The sequence below is a fragment of the Minwuia thermotolerans genome (genome assembly GCF_002924445.1).
Lineage (GTDB): Bacteria > Pseudomonadota > Alphaproteobacteria > Minwuiales > Minwuiaceae > Minwuia > Minwuia thermotolerans.
The window spans coordinates 1-15,252 of sequence record NZ_PIGG01000076.1 but is presented as its reverse complement, the minus strand read 5'-3'; the positions used below and the strand labels follow the sequence as shown (position 1 = coordinate 15,252).

Below are 15,252 nucleotides of genomic sequence, written 5' to 3'. Positions count from 1 at the left end.
CAGAAGGGGGCAGACCGTGGCCGGTCCGCCCCCCTCCGTCACGTCTCGTCCGGATGCCGGCCGTTCAGGCGGCGTCTTCGAACTCGTCCTCGTCGTCGCCCGGGACCGGACCCGAATCGGCGCCCTTGGCGTCCACATTGCGGTCGACGAACTCGATGATCGCCATCGGCGCGGAGTCGCCATAGCGGTAGCCGGCCTTGATGATGCGCAGATAGCCGCCGGGACGGTCCTTGTAGCGCTCGGCCAGCTCGTCGAACAGCTTGGCGACGATTCGCTCCTCGGGCAGCTGGGCGTAGGCCTGGCGGCGCGCGTGCAGGCCGCCCCGCTTGGCCAGGGTCACCAGCTTCTCCACCACCGGGCGGAGATCCTTCGCCTTGGGCAGGGTCGTCTTGATCTGCTCATGCTTGATCAGAGCGTTCGCCATGTTCGCCAGCATCGCCTTGCGGTGCGAAGCGGAGCGGTTGAACCGCCGGCCTTTCTTGCGATGACGCATTGTTCCGCAACCTTCCCGTTCGGGGCCTCAACGGGCCTCAGTAATTGTCTTCCAGCTTCTTCGCCAGGTCCTCGATGTTGTCCGGCGGCCAGCCCGGCACTTCCATGCCCAGCCGCAGACCCATCTGGGACAGAACTTCCTTGATCTCGTTCAGCGACTTGCGCCCGAAGTTCGGGGTCCGGAGCATCTCCGCCTCGGTCTTCTGGATCAGGTCGCCGATATAGACGATGTTGTCGTTCTTCAGGCAGTTGGCCGAACGCACCGACAGTTCCAGCTCGTCGACCTTGCGCAGCAGGTTGCGGTTGATCTCGGGCTCGCTGGACTTCTCCTCGACCGTCTCGCGCTGCGGCTCCTCGAAGTTGATGAAGAGCTGGAGCTGATCCTGCAGGATGCGCGCGGCATAGGCGACCGAGTCCTCGGGCGAGATCGAACCGTTGGTGACGATCTCCATCGACAGCTTGTCGTAGTCCAGCACCTGGCCCTCGCGGGTGTTCTCGACCTTGTAGGCCACCTTGCGGATCGGGGAGAACAGCGAGTCGACCGGAATCAGGCCGATCGGCGCGTCGTCGGGCCGGTTGGCGGACGCCGCGACATAGCCGGAGCCGTTGTCGACGGTCATTTCCATGCTGATGGTCGCATCGTCGTCCAGATGCATCAGCACCAGGTCCGGATTGAGAACGTCGATGTCGTGACCGGCTTCGATCTGGGCCGCCGTGACCGGGCCGGGACCGGTGGCTTTCAGCGAGATCCGCTTCGGCCCGTCACCGTGCATCTTCAGCGCCAGCTGCTTGATGTTCAGCACGATGTCGGTGACGTCCTCGCGCACGCCCTCGATGGAGGAGAACTCGTGCAGGACGTTGTCGATGTGGATCGCGGTGACCGCCGAACCCTGCAGGCTCGACAGCAGCACGCGGCGGAGCGCATTGCCGAGCGTCAGGCCGAAGCCGCGGGCCAGGGGCTCGGCGACGACGGTGGCGCGGCGGGAGACGTCGTCCCCGCCCTTGATCTCAAGCTTGTTCGGCTTGATCAGTTCTTTCCAGTTGCGCTGGATCACTTGGCGCACCTCATCTCAAAGTCTCAGACCGCTTCGCCGACCGGACCGGGCGGAGCGTCGGATATTGCCGGCGGCGGAGGGTCCGCCGCCAGCGCCCGCATCAGACCCGGCGGCGCTTGCGCGGCCGGCAGCCATTGTGGGCGATCGGAGTCACGTCGCGGATCGAGGTGATCTCGAAACCGGTCGCCTGCAGCGCGCGCAGCGCGGACTCGCGGCCCGAACCCGGCCCCTTCACCTGCACCTCGAGGATACGCACGCCATGCTCCTGGGCCTTCCGGCCAGCGTCTTCCGCCGCCATCTGCGCCGCATAGGGCGTCGACTTGCGGGAGCCCTTGAAGCCCATGGAACCGGCCGACGACCAGGAAATCGCATTGCCCTGAACGTCCGTGATGGCGATCAGGGTATTGTTGAACGACGCCTGGACGTGAGCCACGCCGTTGGTGATGTTCTTCCGCTCGCGGCGGCGGACGCGTGTTTCTTTCTTCGCCATCTGGATCCTACTTCTTCTTGCCGGCGATCGGCTTGGCCGGCCCCTTGCGGGTGCGGGCGTTGGTGTGGGTCCGCTGGCCGCGCACAGGCAGGCTGCGGCGGTGCCGGAGCCCGCGATAGCACTTCAGGTCCATCAGCCGCTTGATGTTCATCGCGGTCTCGCGGCGCAGGTCGCCTTCGACCATGTAGTCGCTCTCGATGACCTCGCGGATCTGGATGACCTCGGCGTCGGTCAGGTCGTTGACGCGCCGTTCCTGGGCGATCCCGATCTTGTCGCAGATCTCCCTGGCCTTGGCCGAGCCAATTCCGTGAATGTAGGTCAGACCGATCTCCACGCGTTTCGCGCTCGGAATGTTGACACCAGCAATACGCGCCACGTTGCTCTCTCCTCAAATAACGCAGCCGGGAAGGCGCGGCGAAGGCCGCCCGAAGACCAGAAGCTCGTTGAAGGCGCGCGATTATACGAATGCGCGTCTGTCCGTCAACCGCCTCCGGCCTATTCTTTCCCGTCCAGAACCTTGGTGATCTCCGTCGTCACCGCCTCGATTGACTGCAGACCGTCCACGGTGTCCAGCATGCCCTGCTTCTCGTAGTAGGACAGCACCGGCGCGGTCTGCGAATGATAGACGTCGAGACGCTTCTTCAGCGTCTCCGCGTTGTCGTCGGCCCGGGCGCCGCCGGTCTCGGCGGCGCGGGTCTCGATGCGCTTGTAGAGTTCCTCGTCGGGCACGCGGATCTCGATCACCGCGTCGAGCTTCAGCCCCTTGTCCGCCAGCAGCCGGTCCAGCCCCTCTGCCTGGGCCTGGGTGCGCGGGAAGCCGTCCAGGATGAAACCGTTGCGGCAGTCGGGCTCGTCGATCCGGTCGCCGATGATGCCGATGATGGTCGCGTCGTCGACCAGGTCGCCTCGGTCCATCACCGCCTTGGCCTGCTTGCCCAGTTCGGTGCCCTCGGCCACCGCGGCGCGCAGCATGTCCCCCGTCGAGAGCTGCACCACGCCATAGCGTTCCACGATGAACTGGGCCTGGGTTCCCTTGCCCGCGCCCGGAGGGCCGAAAAGGATGATGTTCAACGCCTCGCTCCCCTCAGCTTCGATTTCTTGATCAGCCCCTCGTACTGATGCGCCAGCAGATGGCTCTGGATCTGGCCGACGGTGTCCATGGTCACCGAGACCACGATCAGCAGGGACGTGCCGCCGAAATAGAAGGGCACATTCCACTGCCCGCGCAGGATCTCCGGCAACAGACAGACCGCGGCCAGATAGGCGGCGCCGATCACGGTGATGCGGGTCAGCACATAGTCCAGATATTCGGCCGTGCGCTGGCCCGGACGGATGCCGGGCACGAAACCGCCGTTCTTCTTCAGGTTGTCGGCCGTGTCCTGCGGATTGAAGACCACCGAGGTGTAGAAGAAGCAGAAGAAGACCACGCCCGAGATGTAGAGCGCCAGGTAGAGCGGCTGGCCCGGGCCCAGCATGGCGACGACCGACTGCAGCCATTCCGGCCCGGAGGCCTGGCTGAACTGCGCCACCGTCACCGGCATCAGCAGCAGCGACGAAGCGAAGATCGCCGGGATGACGCCGGCGGTGTTGACCTTCAGGGGCAGGTGCGAAGTCTCGCCCCCGATCATGCGGTTGCCCATCTGGCGCTTGGGATACTGCACCAGCACCCGGCGCTGCGCCCGCTCGACGAAGACGATGAAGGCGATGGTGGCGACGACCATGACGATCAGGAACAGGATCACCGCGGTCGACAGCGTGCCCAGGCGGCCGAGTTCCAGCGTGCCGGCCAGCGCGCTGGGCAGCTCGGCGACGATGCCCGCGAAGATGATGAGCGAGATGCCGTTGCCGACGCCGCGGGCGGTGATCTGTTCGCCCAGCCACATCAGGAACAGCGTGCCGCCGGTCAGCGTCACCACGGTGGTGAAGCGGAAGAACATGCCCGGATCCTGGACCGCGCTGCCGGCGCTGCCCTGCAATCCCTCCAGTCCCGCGGCGATGCCGTAGGCCTGGAAGGCGGCCAGGATCACCGTACCGTAGCGGGTGTACTGGTTGATCTTCTTGCGGCCCTGCTCGCCTTCCTTCTTCCACTGCTCCAGGGTCGGCGAGACCGTCGTCAGCAGCTGCATGATGATGGAAGCGGAAATGTAGGGCATGACGTTGAGCGCGAAGATCGTCATGCGCTCCAGCGCGCCGCCGGCGAAGACGTTGAACATGCCGAAGACGCCGCCGGCCTGCTGCTCGAAGACGTCCTTCATGATGATCGGATCGACGCCGGGCACCGGAATGTAGGTGCCGAGCCGATAGATCACCAGCGCGCCCAGGGTGAACCACAGGCGCTTCTGCAGCTCCGTCGCCTTGGCGAAGGCGCTCCAGTTCACATTGGCGGCGAGTTGTTCGGCGGCAGACGCCATCGGTTCACCTCAAACAAGGGCGCGGAGCCGGAACGGCTCCGCTGTTGCCACACCCTCGGTTCATTCAGGATCGGGACGCGCCGCCGGATGGGCGGCCCCGATCCGCGATCACTTCTTCTTCGGCTTCTTCTTGCCGCTGCGGGCGCGCTCGCGGCGCTTCTCCGCCTTGGCCGCCTTGGCCGCCAGTTCTTCCTCGGTCGGCTTGTCGGACAGCGCGACGGAACCGCCGGCCCCCTCGACCGCCTCGACCGCCTTCGCCGACGCGCCGGCGATCTCGAAGTCGAGCTTCGCCGTGAGTTCGCCCTTGGCCAGCAGCCGGACGCCGTCGCGGGCGCGGCTGATGACGCCAGCGGCGACCAGGGCGGCGCCATTGACCTTCTCGTTCGCGTCGAGACGGCCGTCGTCGACCGCCTGCTGCACCCGGCCGATGTTCACGGCCACATAGTCCTTGCGGAAGATGTTCTTGAAGCCGCGCTTCGGCAGCCGCCGGTAGATCGGCATCTGGCCGCCTTCGAAGCCCTTGATGGCCACGCCGGAGCGCGACTTCTGGCCCTTCTGTCCGTGCGAGGCGGTCTTGCCCCGGCCGGAACCGATGCCGCGGCCGACGCGCTTGCGGTCGACCCGCGAGCCCGGATTGTCGTTCAGCTCATTCAGACGCATGGCTGATCGTCCTTCCTGTCCGTTCCGTCGGCCCGCCTTTTCAGGCGCCGACTTCCTCCACCTTCACCAGGTGATGTACCTTCGCGATCATGCCGCGCACCGAGGGAGTGTCCTCCAGCACGCGGGAGCGATGCATCTTGTTCAGCCCCAGGCCGACCAGCGTCGCGCGCTGATCCTTCGGCCGCCCGATCGGGCTGCCGATCTGGGTCACCTTGACCTTGCCTGCCTCAGCCATCGGCCGCCTCCTGAACCGCCGCCTGGTCATCCCGGCGGCTGACGATGTCGCCGACCTTGCGGCCGCGCTTGGCGGCCACGCGCTTCGGCGACGTGATGTGCTCCAGCGCGTCGAAGGTCGCGCGGATCATGTTGTAGGGATTGGAGGTGCCGGTCGACTTGGTCACCACGTCCTGCACGCCGAGCGTCTCGAACACGGCGCGCATCGGACCGCCGGCGATGATGCCGGTGCCGGCCGGGGCGGCGCGAAGCACCACCTTGCCGGCGCCGTGACGGCCGGTGATGTCGTGATGCAGGGTCCGGCCCTCGCGCAGCGGCACGCGGATCATGGTTTTCTTGGCCATCTCGGTCGCCTTGCGGATCGCCTCCGGCACCTCGCGGGCCTTGCCCTTGCCGAAGCCGACGCGGCCCTTCTGGTCGCCGACCACCACCAGCGCGGCGAAGCCGAAGCGGCGGCCGCCCTTGACCACCTTGGCCACGCGGTTGATGTGGACCAGCTTGTCGACGAACTCGCTGTCGCGATCCCTGTCATGAAAGTCGGGACGTGCCATGCGTCGTACCCCTTAGAATTCCAGGCCGCCCTCACGGGCGGCGTCCGCCAGCGCCTTCACGCGGCCATGATATTTCAGCCCGCCCCGGTCGAAGACGACCGACTTCACGCCGGCCTGGCCGGCACGCTCGGCGAGCGCCTTGCCGACCGCCTCGGCCGCCGCCACGGACATGGTCGACTTGATGTCGCCGACCAGGCCCTTCTCGACGGTACCCGCCGCAGCCACCGTGCGGCCGCCCCGATCGTCGATGATCTGGGCGTAGATGTGCTTGGAACTGCGGTGAATGGACAGCCGCAGCCGATCGCCGGCAACCCGGCGTAGCTTGGCGCGGACGCGTTCGCGACGCCGATCCGCCCCTGTCTTGCGCTTGTAATAAGCCATAGCCGCTGCCCTTACTTCTTCTTGCCTTCCTTGCGGACGACGTATTCGTCCGCATAGCGCACGCCCTTGCCCTTGTAGGGCTCCGGCGGACGCCAGCCGCGGATCTCGGCGGCCACCTGGCCGACCTGCTGCTTGTCGATGCCGGACACCCGGATCGAGGTCGGCTTCTCGCACTTGATGTCGATGCCGTCCGGGATGTCATAGACCACGTCGTGGCTGAAACCGAGCTGCAGGTTGAGCTTGTTGCCCTGGACCTGGGCGCGGTAGCCGGTGCCGGTGATCTCCAGATCGCGGTGAAAACCTTCCGAGACGCCGTGGACCAGATTGGCCGCCAGGGTGCGCTGCATGCCCCACATCATGCGGGACTTCTGGCTCTCGTCCTTGGGCCGGACCGTGATCCTGCCATCGTCGAAGCTGACCTCGACCTCCGGGACGAAGCGCATGCTGAGCTGACCCAGCTTGCCCTTCACGGTGATGTCCCGGCCGTCCAGCTTGACGTCGACGCCGCTGGGAACCGGGACAGGGTTCTTGCCGATACGCGACATGATCAGAACACCTCGCAGAGTACTTCGCCGCCGACATTCTCGGCGCGGGCTTCCTCGTCGGAGAGCACGCCCCGCGGGGTCGAAAGGACCGAGATGCCCAGGCCGTTGGCGACCTTGCCCAGGTCGGCGATCTTGGAATAGACGCGCCGGCCCGGCTTCGAGACGCGGCGAATCTTCGAGATCACGGGCGTGCCCTCGAAATACTTGAGTTCGATGACCAGTTCCGGGAAGCCCCGATCGCCGTCTTCCAGACGGAAATCGCGGATGTAGCCTTCGCGCTTGAGCACGTCGAGCACGCCGGCGCGGAACTTCGAGGCCGGCGCCCGGACGGCGGTCTTGCGCGCCATCTGGCCGTTCCGGATACGGGTCAACATATCTCCGATGGGATCAGAAAACGACATGTCTCTATCCTTACCAGCTCGACTTGACGAGGCCCGGGATCAATCCCTGGGAGCCAAGTTCACGCAGCGCGATGCGCGACAGGCCCAGCTTGCGGTAATAACCGCGGGACCGGCCGGTGATCGCGCAGCGGTTGCGCAGGCGCGTCTTGGAGCTGTTGCGCGGCAGTTCCGCCAGCTTCAGACGGGCGGCGAAGCGCTCTTCCTGCGGACGCGAAGGATCCTTCGCGATCGCCTTCAGCTCGGCGCGCTTGGCGGCGTGTTTCTTCACCAGCTGGCGGCGCTGCTTGTCCTTCTCGATAGAGCTGACCTTGGCCATTATTCGCTCCCCGGCTTGCGGAACGGCATGTTGAACCCGGCGAGAAGCTCCCGCGCCTCGTCGTCGGTCCGCGCCGTCGTGCAGATGATGATGTCCATGCCCCGGATGTCGTCGACCTCGTCGTAGTTGAGTTCCGGAAAGACGATCTGTTCCTTCAGGCCCATGGCGTAGTTGCCGTGACCGTCGAAGCTGTTGGGGTTCACGCCCCGGAAGTCCCGAACGCGCGGCAGCGCGATGGTGATCAGCCGGTCCAGGAACTCGTACATGCGGCTGGCGCGCAGCGTGACCTTCACGCCCACCGGCATGCCCTCGCGCAGCTTGAAGGTCGCCACCGACTTGCGGGCCTTGGTGATCACCGGCCTCTGGCCTGTGATCCGGGCCAGTTCCGCGGCAGCGGCCTGCACCTTCTTGGAATCGCTGACCCCTTCGCCGACACCGATATTGACCACGATCTTCTCGAGCTTCGGCATCTGCATGACGTTCTTGTAGCCGAACCGTTCCGTCATCTGCGGAACGACCTGGCTGGTGTAATGTTCTTTCAGTCTTGGCTGAGCCATCCTGCTCCTCCTCAGACGTCGATCACTTCGCCGGACCGCTTGGCGACGCGCACCTTGCGGCCATCCTCGAGCACCTTGAAGCCGACGCGCGTGGGCGCGCCGTCCTTCGGGTCCTCGTGGGCGACATTGGAAATGTGGATCGGCGCCTCGCGCTCGATGATCCCGCCGGGATTGCCCGCGCCGGGACGCTGATGACGCTTGATCATGTTCACGCCGGAGACCACAACGCGGCGCTCGTCACGGATGACGCGCAGCACCTCGCCCTTGCGGCCCTTGTCGCGGCCGGCCAGCACGACGACCTTGTCGCCCTTCCTGATCCTGAACTTCTCGGCCATGGTTACAGAACCTCCGGCGCCAGCGAGATGATCTTCATGTAGCCCTTGCCGCGCAGCTCGCGGGTCACGGGACCGAAGATGCGCGTGCCGATCGGCTCGTTCTGCTTGTTGATCAGCACCGCCGCATTGCGATCGAAGCGGATCGCAGTGCCGTCGCCGCGGCGCACTTCCTTGGCCGTACGCACGATCACCGCGCGCATCACGTCGCCCTTCTTGACGCGCCCGCGCGGGATGGCCTCCTTGACGGAGACGACGATGATGTCGCCCACGCCGGCCACCTTGCGCTTCGAGCCGCCCAGCACCTTGATGCACTGCACCCGGCGTGCGCCCGAATTGTCGGCGACGTCCAGGTTGGTTTGCATCTGAATCATCGGACCACTCCTGTCCCTTCACTAAGATCGGCGGAAATCAGCCGGCCTCGTTGCTCACGTTCGTCGCCACCACTTCCCAGCGCTTCAGCTTGGAGTAGGGCGCGCACTCGATGACCCGCACCGTGTCCCCGACCTTGCAGCTGTTCTCGGGGTCATGGGCGTGGATCTTCTTGCTGTGGCGGATGATCTTCTTGTAGAGCGGATGGCTCACCCGCCGCTCCACGCGAATGACCACCGTCTTGTCATTGGCGTCGCTGACCGCGACGCCCTGCATGACGCGCTTCGGCATCTTCTCAGGCTCCCTTCGTCCGCTCGCCCATGACCGTCTTGATGCGCGCGATCTCGCGGCGCACCTGGCGAATGCGGGCCGTGTTCTCGACCTGGCCGGTCACCCGCTGAAAGCGCAGGTTGAACTGCTCCTTCTTCAGGTCGGTCAGGCTTTCCTTCAGTTCGTCTTCGGACTTGGCGCGGATATCCTGCACGTCCATCTCAATTGCCCTCCGGATACCGGCTGACCATCTTGACCTTCATCGGCAGCTTCGCGGCCGCGCGTTCGAAGGCTTCCCTGGCCAGCTCGTGCGGGACACCGTCCAGCTCGAACATGATCCGCCCCGGCTTGACCCGGGCCACCCAGTATTCCGGCGAGCCCTTGCCCTTGCCCATGCGGACCTCGGTCGGCTTCTTCGAAACCGGCACGTCCGGGAAGATGCGGATCCAGACGCGGCCGGCGCGCTTGATATGGCGCGTGATGGCGCGCCGCGCGGCCTCGATCTGACGCGCGGTGACCCGCTCCGGCTCCTGGGCCTTCAGGCCATAGGCGCCGAAGTTCAGCGTCGTGCCGCCCTTGGCGACGCCATGGATGCGTCCCTTGTGGGCCTTGCGGAATTTCGTCCGTTTCGGTTGCAGCATTTTCCCGCCTCAACTCAACAGTTCGTCACGAGGAACGGCCGCCGGAGCTCTGCTGCTCCTGCAGACGCTTGTCCTGCGCCATCGGGTCGTGCGCCATGATCTCGCCCTTGAAGACCCAGACCTTGACGCCGATCGCGCCGTAGGCGGTCTTCGCCGTCGCGGTGCCGTAGTCGATGTCGGCGCGCAGCGTGTGCAGCGGCACACGGCCCTCGCGGTACCACTCGGTGCGGGCGATCTCGGCGCCGCCCAGACGGCCCCCGCAGTTGATCCGGATGCCCAGCGCGCCCAGGCGCATGGCGTTCTGGACCGCACGCTTCATGGCGCGCCGGAAGGCCACGCGGCGCTCCAGCTGCTGGGCGATGTTCTCGGCCACCAGCCTGGCGTCGACCTCGGGCTTGCGGATCTCGACGATGTTCACCGCGACCTCCGAGGACGTCATGGCCGAGAGATCCCGGCGCAGCTTCTCGATGTCGTGACCCTTCTTGCCGATGACCACCCCCGGCCGCGCCGAATGGATGGTCACGCGCGCCTTCTTGGCCGGCCGCTCGATGACGACCCGCGACACGCCGGCGCCCGACAGACGCTTGAACAGGTGGTCGCGGATCCTGAGATCCTCGTGCAGCAGGTTGGAATAGACCTTGTCGTCCGCGAACCAGCGCGAGTCCCAGGTGCGGTTGATGCCGAGCCGGAGCCCGATCGGATTGACCTTGTGACCCATCAGTTCGCCTCCTCGACTTCGGCGACCACGACCGTCAGATGGCTGAACGGCTTCACGATCCGGCCGGCGCGGCCCCTGGCGCGCGCCTGAAAGCGCTTCATCACCAGGCCCTTGCCGACATGGGCTTCCTTGACCACCAGCAGATCGGGATCGAGCTGGTGGTTGTTCTCCGCATTGGCGATGGCGCTCTGCAGCACCTTCTTCACGTCCAGCGAGATCCGGCGCTTGTTGAAGCTCAGCTGGACCAGCGCGTCCTCGACCTTGCGGCCGCGGATGGTCTGGGCGACCAGATTGAGCTTCTGCGGGCTGATGCGCAGGTTGCGCCCGATGGCCCGGGCCTCGTTGTCGGCGAGCGACCGTTCTCTTGCTTGCTTGCCCATCCGACTATCTCCTCTTGGCCTTCTTGTCGGCGGCATGGCCGTAATAGGTCCTGGTCGGCGCGAACTCGCCGAACTTGTGACCGACCATTTCCTCCGACACCAGCACCGGAATGTGCTTCTGGCCGTTATAGACGCCGAACGTCAGACCGACGAACTGCGGCAGAATCGTCGAGCGCCGGGACCAGATCTTGATCACGTCCTTGCGCCCCGACTCCCGCGCCGCCTCGGCCTTCTTCAACAGAAAGCCGTCGACGAACGGTCCTTTCCAAACTGAACGTGCCACGGTCCGCTCTTCCCTTCGTTTCCGAGGCCCACCGGCCTCTCGTCAGTTCGCGCTACCGCTTGTGGCGGCTGCGCATGATCCACTTGTCGCCGGCCTTGTTGCGCCGTGTGCGCGCACCCTTGGTCGGCTTGCCCCACGGGGTCACCGGATGACGGCCGCCCGAGGTGCGGCCCTCGCCGCCGCCATGCGGATGGTCGACCGGGTTCATGGCCACGCCGCGCACGGCGGGCCGTTTGCCGATCCAGCGCTTGCGGCCGGCCTTGCCCAGCTTCGTGTTGGCCTGGTCGGGGTTGCTCACGGCGCCGACGGTGGCCATGCACTCGCCGCGCACCATGCGCTGTTCGCCCGAGGACAGACGGAGCTGGGCATAGCCCGCGTCCTTGCCGATCAGCTGCGCGTAGGCCCCGGCGGAGCGGGCCATCTGGCCGCCCTTGCCCGGCTTCATCTCCACATTGTGGATGATGGTGCCGACCGGCATGTTGCGCAGCGGCATCGCGTTGCCCGGCTTGATGTCGCAGCGCTCGCCGGAGAGCACGCGGTCGCCGACGGCCAGACGCTGCGGCGCCAGGATGTAGCTCAGCTCGCCGTCCTGGTACTCGATCAGCGCAATGAAGGCCGTCCGGTTCGGATCGTATTCCAGCCGCGTCACCGTCGCCGGCATGTCGAACTTGCGCCGCCGGAAATCGACCATGCGGTAGCGCCGCTTGTGGCCGCCGCCGATCCGGCGCGCGGTGATCCGGCCGGTGTTGTTGCGTCCGCCCTTCTTCGTCAGGCCTTCGGTCAGGCTCTTGACCGGACCGCCCTTGTGCAGAGCCGAACGGTCGACCGAAACCAGGCCCCGCTGGGACGGCGTCGTCGGATTGTACGTCTTGAGCGCCATGGCTTCAGAGTCCCGTGGTCACATCGATGGAGTGGCCTTCCGCCAGGGTGACGATGGCCTTCTTGACGTCCGGCCGGCGGCCGGGCCGCCCGCGGAAGCGCTTGGTCTTGCCCTTCACGATCATGGTGTTGACGGCCGAGACCTCCACCTTGAACAGGGTCTCCACCGCCGCCTTGATCTCGGGCTTGGTGGCGTCCTTCGCAACCCGGAAGACCACCTGATTGTGCTCCGACAACAGGGTCGACTTCTCGGTGATCACCGGGCTCTCGATGATGTCGTAATAGCGTTCAAGGCTCATTTGAGACGCGCCTCCAGCGCTTCGACCGCCGCCCGCGTCAGCACCAGGTGCTCGCGGCGCAGGATGTCGTAGACATTCGCGCCCTGGCTGGGCAGCACGTCGATCATCGGGATGTTCCTGGCCGCGCGGACGAAGTTCTCGTTCGGCTCCATGCCGTCGACGATCAGCGCCGAGCTCAGGCCGAGGCCCTTCAGCTTCGCCGCCAGGCCCTTGGTCTTGGCCTCGTCCAGCGACGCCGTGTCGACGATGATCAGCTTGTCGTCGGCGCGCTTGGACGACAGCGCATGCAGCATGGCCAGCCGCCGGACCTTCTTGGGCAGATCATGGGCGTGGCTGCGCACCACCGGACCGTGGGCGACGCCGCCGCCGCGGTGGTTCGGGGCCTTCCACGAACCCTGGCGTGCGCGGCCCGTGCCCTTCTGCTTGAAGGGCTTGGCGCCGGTGCGCGCGACTTCGTGGCGGCCCTTGACCTTGTGGGTGCCGGCGCGCCGCTTGGCGAGCTGGTAGTTCACCATGCGGTGCAGGATGTCGGCGCGGGGCTCGAGGCCGAAAATGCCGTCGTCGAGTTCGATCTCGCCGGCTTCGCCGTTCTCGAGGTTGATGACCTTGGCCTGCATGGTCACTTCTCCTCCTTGCTCTCGGCGCCCTGCGCCTCGGCGGGCGCTTCGCTCGGGGCCTCGGCTTCGGCTTCCGCCGGCTCTTCCGCAGGGGCTGCCGCCGGCGCGGCCGCGGCCGCACGGACGGCGGCCGGGAACGGCGCCTCCTCGGGCAGGGCCCGCTTGACCGCGTCGCGCAGCAGCACCCAGGCGCCCTTGGCGCCCGGCACGCCGCCCTCGACGAGGACGATGCCGCGCTCGTCGTCGGCGCGGACCACCTTCAGGTTCTGCACCGTGACCCGCGCGTCGCCCATGTGGCCGGCCATCTTCTTGCCCTTGAACACCCGGCCCGGATCCTGGCACTGACCGGTGGAGCCGTGGCTGCGGTGCGAGACCGAGACGCCGTGGCTGGCGCGCAGGCCGGCGAAGTTGTGGCGCTTCATGGCGCCCGCGAAGCCCTTGCCGATCGAGGTGCCGACGACGTCGACCTTCTGACCGGGGACGAAGTGCGAGGGCAACAGCTCGGCCCCCACGTCGACCAGCGCGTCGGCGTCGACCCGGAACTCGGCCAGCTTCATCTTCGGCTCCACCTCGGCCTTGGCGTAGTGGCCGCGCATGGGCTTGTTGACGTTCTTCACCTTGGCCTTTCCCGCGCCCAGTTGCAGCGCGGTATAGCCGTCGGTCTCCGCCGTGCGGTGCGCGACGACCTGACAGCCGTCGATCTGCAGCACCGTCACCGGCAGATGCTCGCCGCCCGCGCCGAAGACGCGGGTCATGCCAAGCTTGCGTGCAATTAGTCCGGTTCGCATGGAACTCATCCCGACCTAGAGCTTGATCTCAACGTCGACGCCCGCGGCGAGGTCGAGCTTCATCAGCGCGTCCACCGTCTGGGGCGTCGGTTCGACGATGTCCAGCAACCGCTTGTGGGTCCGGATCTCGAACTGTTCGCGCGACTTCTTGTCGATATGCGGCGAACGCAGCACCGTGAACTTCTCGATCCGCGTCGGCAGCGGGATCGGCCCACGCACCTGGGCGCCCGTGCGCTTGGCGGTGTTCACGATCTCGCTCGTCGACTGGTCAAGTACCCGATGATCGAAGGCCTTCAGCCTGATCCGGATATTCTGACTGTCCATGTCGCGCTTCCCTTAAGTAAAACCGGCCGCCGTCGAAAAGGCCCGGCGGCGGCCAGGTATTCGTGTGCCTACTCTATGATGGACGCGACGACGCCGGCGCCGACGGTGCGTCCGCCCTCGCGGATGGCGAAGCGCAGGCCCTCGTCCATCGCGATCGGGTTGATCAGCTGCACCGTCATGGCGACGTTGTCGCCCGGCATCACCATCTCCGTGCCTTCCGGCAGTTCGATCACGCCCGTGACGTCCGTCGTCCGGAAATAGAACTGCGGCCGGTAGTTGCCGAAGAACGGCGTGTGACGGCCGCCCTCCTCCTTGGTCAGGATATAGGCCTCCGCCTTGAACTTCGTGTGCGGCGTGATCGAGCCCGGCTTCGCCAGAACCTGGCCGCGCTCCACGTCGTCGCGCGCCACGCCGCGCAGCAGCGCGCCGATGTTGTCGCCCGCCTCGCCCTGATCCAGCAGCTTGCGGAACATCTCCACGCCCGTGCACGTCGTCTTCTTGGTGTCGCGGATGCCGACGATCTCGACCTCCTCGCCAACCTTGACCACGCCGCGCTCCACGCGCCCCGTCACCACCGTGCCGCGGCCCGAGATCGAGAACACGTCCTCGATCGGCATCAGGAACGGCTGGTCCTTCGGACGCTCCGGCTGCGGCACGTACTCGTCCACCGCCTTCATCAGCTCCAGGATCGCCTTCTTGCCGATCTCGTCGTTCGTCCCCTCGACCGCCGCCAGCGCAGAGCCGCGGATGATCGGGATGTCGTCGCCGGGGAAATCGTACGAAGACAGCAGCTCGCGGATCTCCAGCTCGACCAGCTCCAGCAGTTCCTCGTCGTCGACCTGGTCGACCTTGTTCATGAACACCACCAGCGCCGGAACGCCCACCTGGCGCGCCAGCAGGATGTGCTCGCGCGTCTGCGGCATCGGACCGTCCGCCGCCGAAACCACCAGGATCGCGCCGTCCATCTGCGCAGCGCCCGTGATCATGTTCTTCACGTAGTCGGCGTGACCCGGGCAGTCGACATGCGCGTAGTGACGGTTCTCCGTCTCGTACTCCACATGCGCCGTCGAGATCGTGATGCCGCGCGCCTTCTCCTCCGGCGCGTTGTCGATGTCCGCGTACGACTTCACCGCGCCGCCATATTCCGCAAGCGTCATCGTGATCGCCGCCGTCAGCGTCGTCTTGCCGTGGTCAACATGGCCAATCGTGCCAACGTTGCAGTGCGGCTTGTTACGCTCAAACTTCTCCTTGGCCAT

Annotated in this window: 28 protein-coding genes; all 28 read right to left on the bottom strand. The window is 66.2% G+C overall.

Features of this window, described 5'->3' with window-relative positions; all coding sequences use genetic code 11:
• Positions 1 to 64 precede the first annotated feature (64 nt).
• The 28 genes from rplQ to tuf all read right to left on the bottom strand — a co-directional run bounded on the left by rplQ (position 65) and on the right by tuf (position 15,252).
• On the bottom strand, positions 65 to 493 hold the full coding sequence (rplQ, locus tag CWC60_RS21555; RefSeq protein WP_109795986.1) for a 50S ribosomal protein L17: 429 nt from the start codon (positions 491 to 493) through the stop codon (positions 65 to 67).
• 37 nt (positions 494 to 530) lie between these two features.
• The gene (locus CWC60_RS21550; RefSeq protein ID WP_109795985.1) at positions 531 to 1,547 is read right to left on the bottom strand and encodes a DNA-directed RNA polymerase subunit alpha; all 1,017 of its coding nucleotides are present in this window, start codon (positions 1,545 to 1,547) and stop codon (positions 531 to 533) included.
• Positions 1,548 to 1,647: 100 nt separating this feature from the next.
• A complete protein-coding gene (rpsK, locus tag CWC60_RS21545; protein WP_109795984.1) occupies positions 1,648 to 2,037 on the bottom strand; it encodes a 30S ribosomal protein S11 in 390 nt (129 codons plus the stop codon).
• A gap of 7 nt (positions 2,038 to 2,044) precedes the next feature.
• Positions 2,045 to 2,413, bottom strand: a complete 369-nt coding sequence (gene rpsM / locus CWC60_RS21540; RefSeq protein WP_109795983.1) for a 30S ribosomal protein S13 — start codon at positions 2,411 to 2,413, stop codon at positions 2,045 to 2,047.
• A gap of 119 nt (positions 2,414 to 2,532) precedes the next feature.
• Positions 2,533 to 3,108 carry an adenylate kinase gene (locus CWC60_RS21535; RefSeq protein WP_109795982.1) on the bottom strand — a complete coding sequence of 192 codons (576 nt, stop codon included), beginning with the start codon at positions 3,106 to 3,108 and terminating at the stop codon, positions 2,533 to 2,535.
• Complete coding sequence (gene secY / locus CWC60_RS21530; RefSeq protein ID WP_109795981.1) at positions 3,105 to 4,448, bottom strand: preprotein translocase subunit SecY; 1,344 nt, start codon at positions 4,446 to 4,448, stop codon at positions 3,105 to 3,107. Before secY ends, CWC60_RS21535 begins: the two co-directional genes overlap by 4 nt.
• 108 nt (positions 4,449 to 4,556) lie before the next feature.
• Positions 4,557 to 5,108 (bottom strand): 50S ribosomal protein L15, encoded by a 552-nt coding sequence (rplO, locus tag CWC60_RS21525; RefSeq protein WP_109795980.1) that lies wholly within the window; start codon positions 5,106 to 5,108, stop codon positions 4,557 to 4,559.
• Positions 5,109 to 5,148: 40 nt separating this feature from the next.
• Positions 5,149 to 5,343 (bottom strand): 50S ribosomal protein L30, encoded by a 195-nt coding sequence (gene rpmD / locus CWC60_RS21520; protein WP_109795979.1) that lies wholly within the window; start codon positions 5,341 to 5,343, stop codon positions 5,149 to 5,151.
• Complete coding sequence (gene rpsE, locus CWC60_RS21515) at positions 5,336 to 5,893, bottom strand: 30S ribosomal protein S5 (protein ID WP_109795978.1); 558 nt, start codon at positions 5,891 to 5,893, stop codon at positions 5,336 to 5,338. Before rpsE ends, rpmD begins: the two co-directional genes overlap by 8 nt.
• 12 nt (positions 5,894 to 5,905) lie before the next feature.
• Positions 5,906 to 6,274: a 50S ribosomal protein L18 gene (gene rplR / locus CWC60_RS21510; RefSeq protein ID WP_109795977.1), complete on the bottom strand. Its 369-nt coding sequence runs from the start codon at positions 6,272 to 6,274 to the stop codon at positions 5,906 to 5,908.
• A gap of 11 nt (positions 6,275 to 6,285) precedes the next feature.
• Positions 6,286 to 6,819 carry a 50S ribosomal protein L6 gene (rplF, locus tag CWC60_RS21505; RefSeq protein WP_109795976.1) on the bottom strand — a complete coding sequence of 178 codons (534 nt, stop codon included), beginning with the start codon at positions 6,817 to 6,819 and terminating at the stop codon, positions 6,286 to 6,288.
• 2 nt (positions 6,820 to 6,821) lie between these two features.
• A complete protein-coding gene (gene rpsH, locus CWC60_RS21500) occupies positions 6,822 to 7,220 on the bottom strand; it encodes a 30S ribosomal protein S8 (protein ID WP_109795975.1) in 399 nt (132 codons plus the stop codon).
• Between the two features lie 10 nt (positions 7,221 to 7,230).
• Positions 7,231 to 7,536, bottom strand: coding sequence for a 30S ribosomal protein S14 (gene rpsN / locus CWC60_RS21495; RefSeq protein ID WP_109795974.1), 306 nt, complete (start codon positions 7,534 to 7,536; stop codon positions 7,231 to 7,233).
• Entirely contained in the window at positions 7,536 to 8,093 is a 558-nt protein-coding gene (rplE, locus tag CWC60_RS21490) for a 50S ribosomal protein L5 (RefSeq protein WP_109795973.1), read from the bottom strand. The genes rpsN and rplE overlap by 1 nt, the downstream gene beginning before the upstream one ends.
• An 11-nt stretch (positions 8,094 to 8,104) precedes the next feature.
• A complete protein-coding gene (rplX, locus tag CWC60_RS21485; protein ID WP_109795972.1) occupies positions 8,105 to 8,428 on the bottom strand; it encodes a 50S ribosomal protein L24 in 324 nt (107 codons plus the stop codon).
• A 2-nt stretch (positions 8,429 to 8,430) separates the two neighbouring features.
• The gene (gene rplN / locus CWC60_RS21480) at positions 8,431 to 8,799 is read right to left on the bottom strand and encodes a 50S ribosomal protein L14 (RefSeq protein ID WP_109795971.1); all 369 of its coding nucleotides are present in this window, start codon (positions 8,797 to 8,799) and stop codon (positions 8,431 to 8,433) included.
• Between the two features lie 37 nt (positions 8,800 to 8,836).
• Positions 8,837 to 9,088 (bottom strand): 30S ribosomal protein S17, encoded by a 252-nt coding sequence (gene rpsQ / locus CWC60_RS21475; protein ID WP_109795970.1) that lies wholly within the window; start codon positions 9,086 to 9,088, stop codon positions 8,837 to 8,839.
• Between the two features lie 4 nt (positions 9,089 to 9,092).
• Positions 9,093 to 9,287, bottom strand: a complete 195-nt coding sequence (rpmC, locus tag CWC60_RS21470; RefSeq protein ID WP_109795969.1) for a 50S ribosomal protein L29 — start codon at positions 9,285 to 9,287, stop codon at positions 9,093 to 9,095.
• Between the two features lies 1 nt (position 9,288).
• Positions 9,289 to 9,708, bottom strand: coding sequence for a 50S ribosomal protein L16 (rplP, locus tag CWC60_RS21465; RefSeq protein WP_109795968.1), 420 nt, complete (start codon positions 9,706 to 9,708; stop codon positions 9,289 to 9,291).
• Between the two features lie 25 nt (positions 9,709 to 9,733).
• On the bottom strand, positions 9,734 to 10,426 hold the full coding sequence (gene rpsC / locus CWC60_RS21460; RefSeq protein ID WP_109795967.1) for a 30S ribosomal protein S3: 693 nt from the start codon (positions 10,424 to 10,426) through the stop codon (positions 9,734 to 9,736).
• Positions 10,426 to 10,806, bottom strand: a complete 381-nt coding sequence (gene rplV, locus CWC60_RS21455) for a 50S ribosomal protein L22 (RefSeq protein ID WP_109795966.1) — start codon at positions 10,804 to 10,806, stop codon at positions 10,426 to 10,428. The genes rpsC and rplV overlap by 1 nt, the downstream gene beginning before the upstream one ends.
• Positions 10,807 to 10,810: 4 nt before the next feature.
• Positions 10,811 to 11,089 carry a 30S ribosomal protein S19 gene (gene rpsS / locus CWC60_RS21450; protein WP_109795965.1) on the bottom strand — a complete coding sequence of 93 codons (279 nt, stop codon included), beginning with the start codon at positions 11,087 to 11,089 and terminating at the stop codon, positions 10,811 to 10,813.
• A 52-nt stretch (positions 11,090 to 11,141) separates the two neighbouring features.
• Positions 11,142 to 11,969, bottom strand: a complete 828-nt coding sequence (gene rplB, locus CWC60_RS21445) for a 50S ribosomal protein L2 (protein WP_109795964.1) — start codon at positions 11,967 to 11,969, stop codon at positions 11,142 to 11,144.
• Between the two features lie 4 nt (positions 11,970 to 11,973).
• The gene (locus CWC60_RS21440; RefSeq protein ID WP_109795963.1) at positions 11,974 to 12,267 is read right to left on the bottom strand and encodes a 50S ribosomal protein L23; all 294 of its coding nucleotides are present in this window, start codon (positions 12,265 to 12,267) and stop codon (positions 11,974 to 11,976) included.
• Positions 12,264 to 12,884, bottom strand: a complete 621-nt coding sequence (gene rplD / locus CWC60_RS21435) for a 50S ribosomal protein L4 (protein ID WP_109795962.1) — start codon at positions 12,882 to 12,884, stop codon at positions 12,264 to 12,266. Before rplD ends, CWC60_RS21440 begins: the two co-directional genes overlap by 4 nt.
• Before the next feature lie 2 nt (positions 12,885 to 12,886).
• Positions 12,887 to 13,672: a 50S ribosomal protein L3 gene (rplC, locus tag CWC60_RS21430; RefSeq protein ID WP_109796093.1), complete on the bottom strand. Its 786-nt coding sequence runs from the start codon at positions 13,670 to 13,672 to the stop codon at positions 12,887 to 12,889.
• Positions 13,673 to 13,687: 15 nt separating this feature from the next.
• Positions 13,688 to 13,996, bottom strand: coding sequence for a 30S ribosomal protein S10 (gene rpsJ / locus CWC60_RS21425; protein WP_109795961.1), 309 nt, complete (start codon positions 13,994 to 13,996; stop codon positions 13,688 to 13,690).
• Between the two features lie 68 nt (positions 13,997 to 14,064).
• Complete coding sequence (gene tuf, locus CWC60_RS21420) at positions 14,065 to 15,252, bottom strand: elongation factor Tu (protein ID WP_109795960.1); 1,188 nt, start codon at positions 15,250 to 15,252, stop codon at positions 14,065 to 14,067.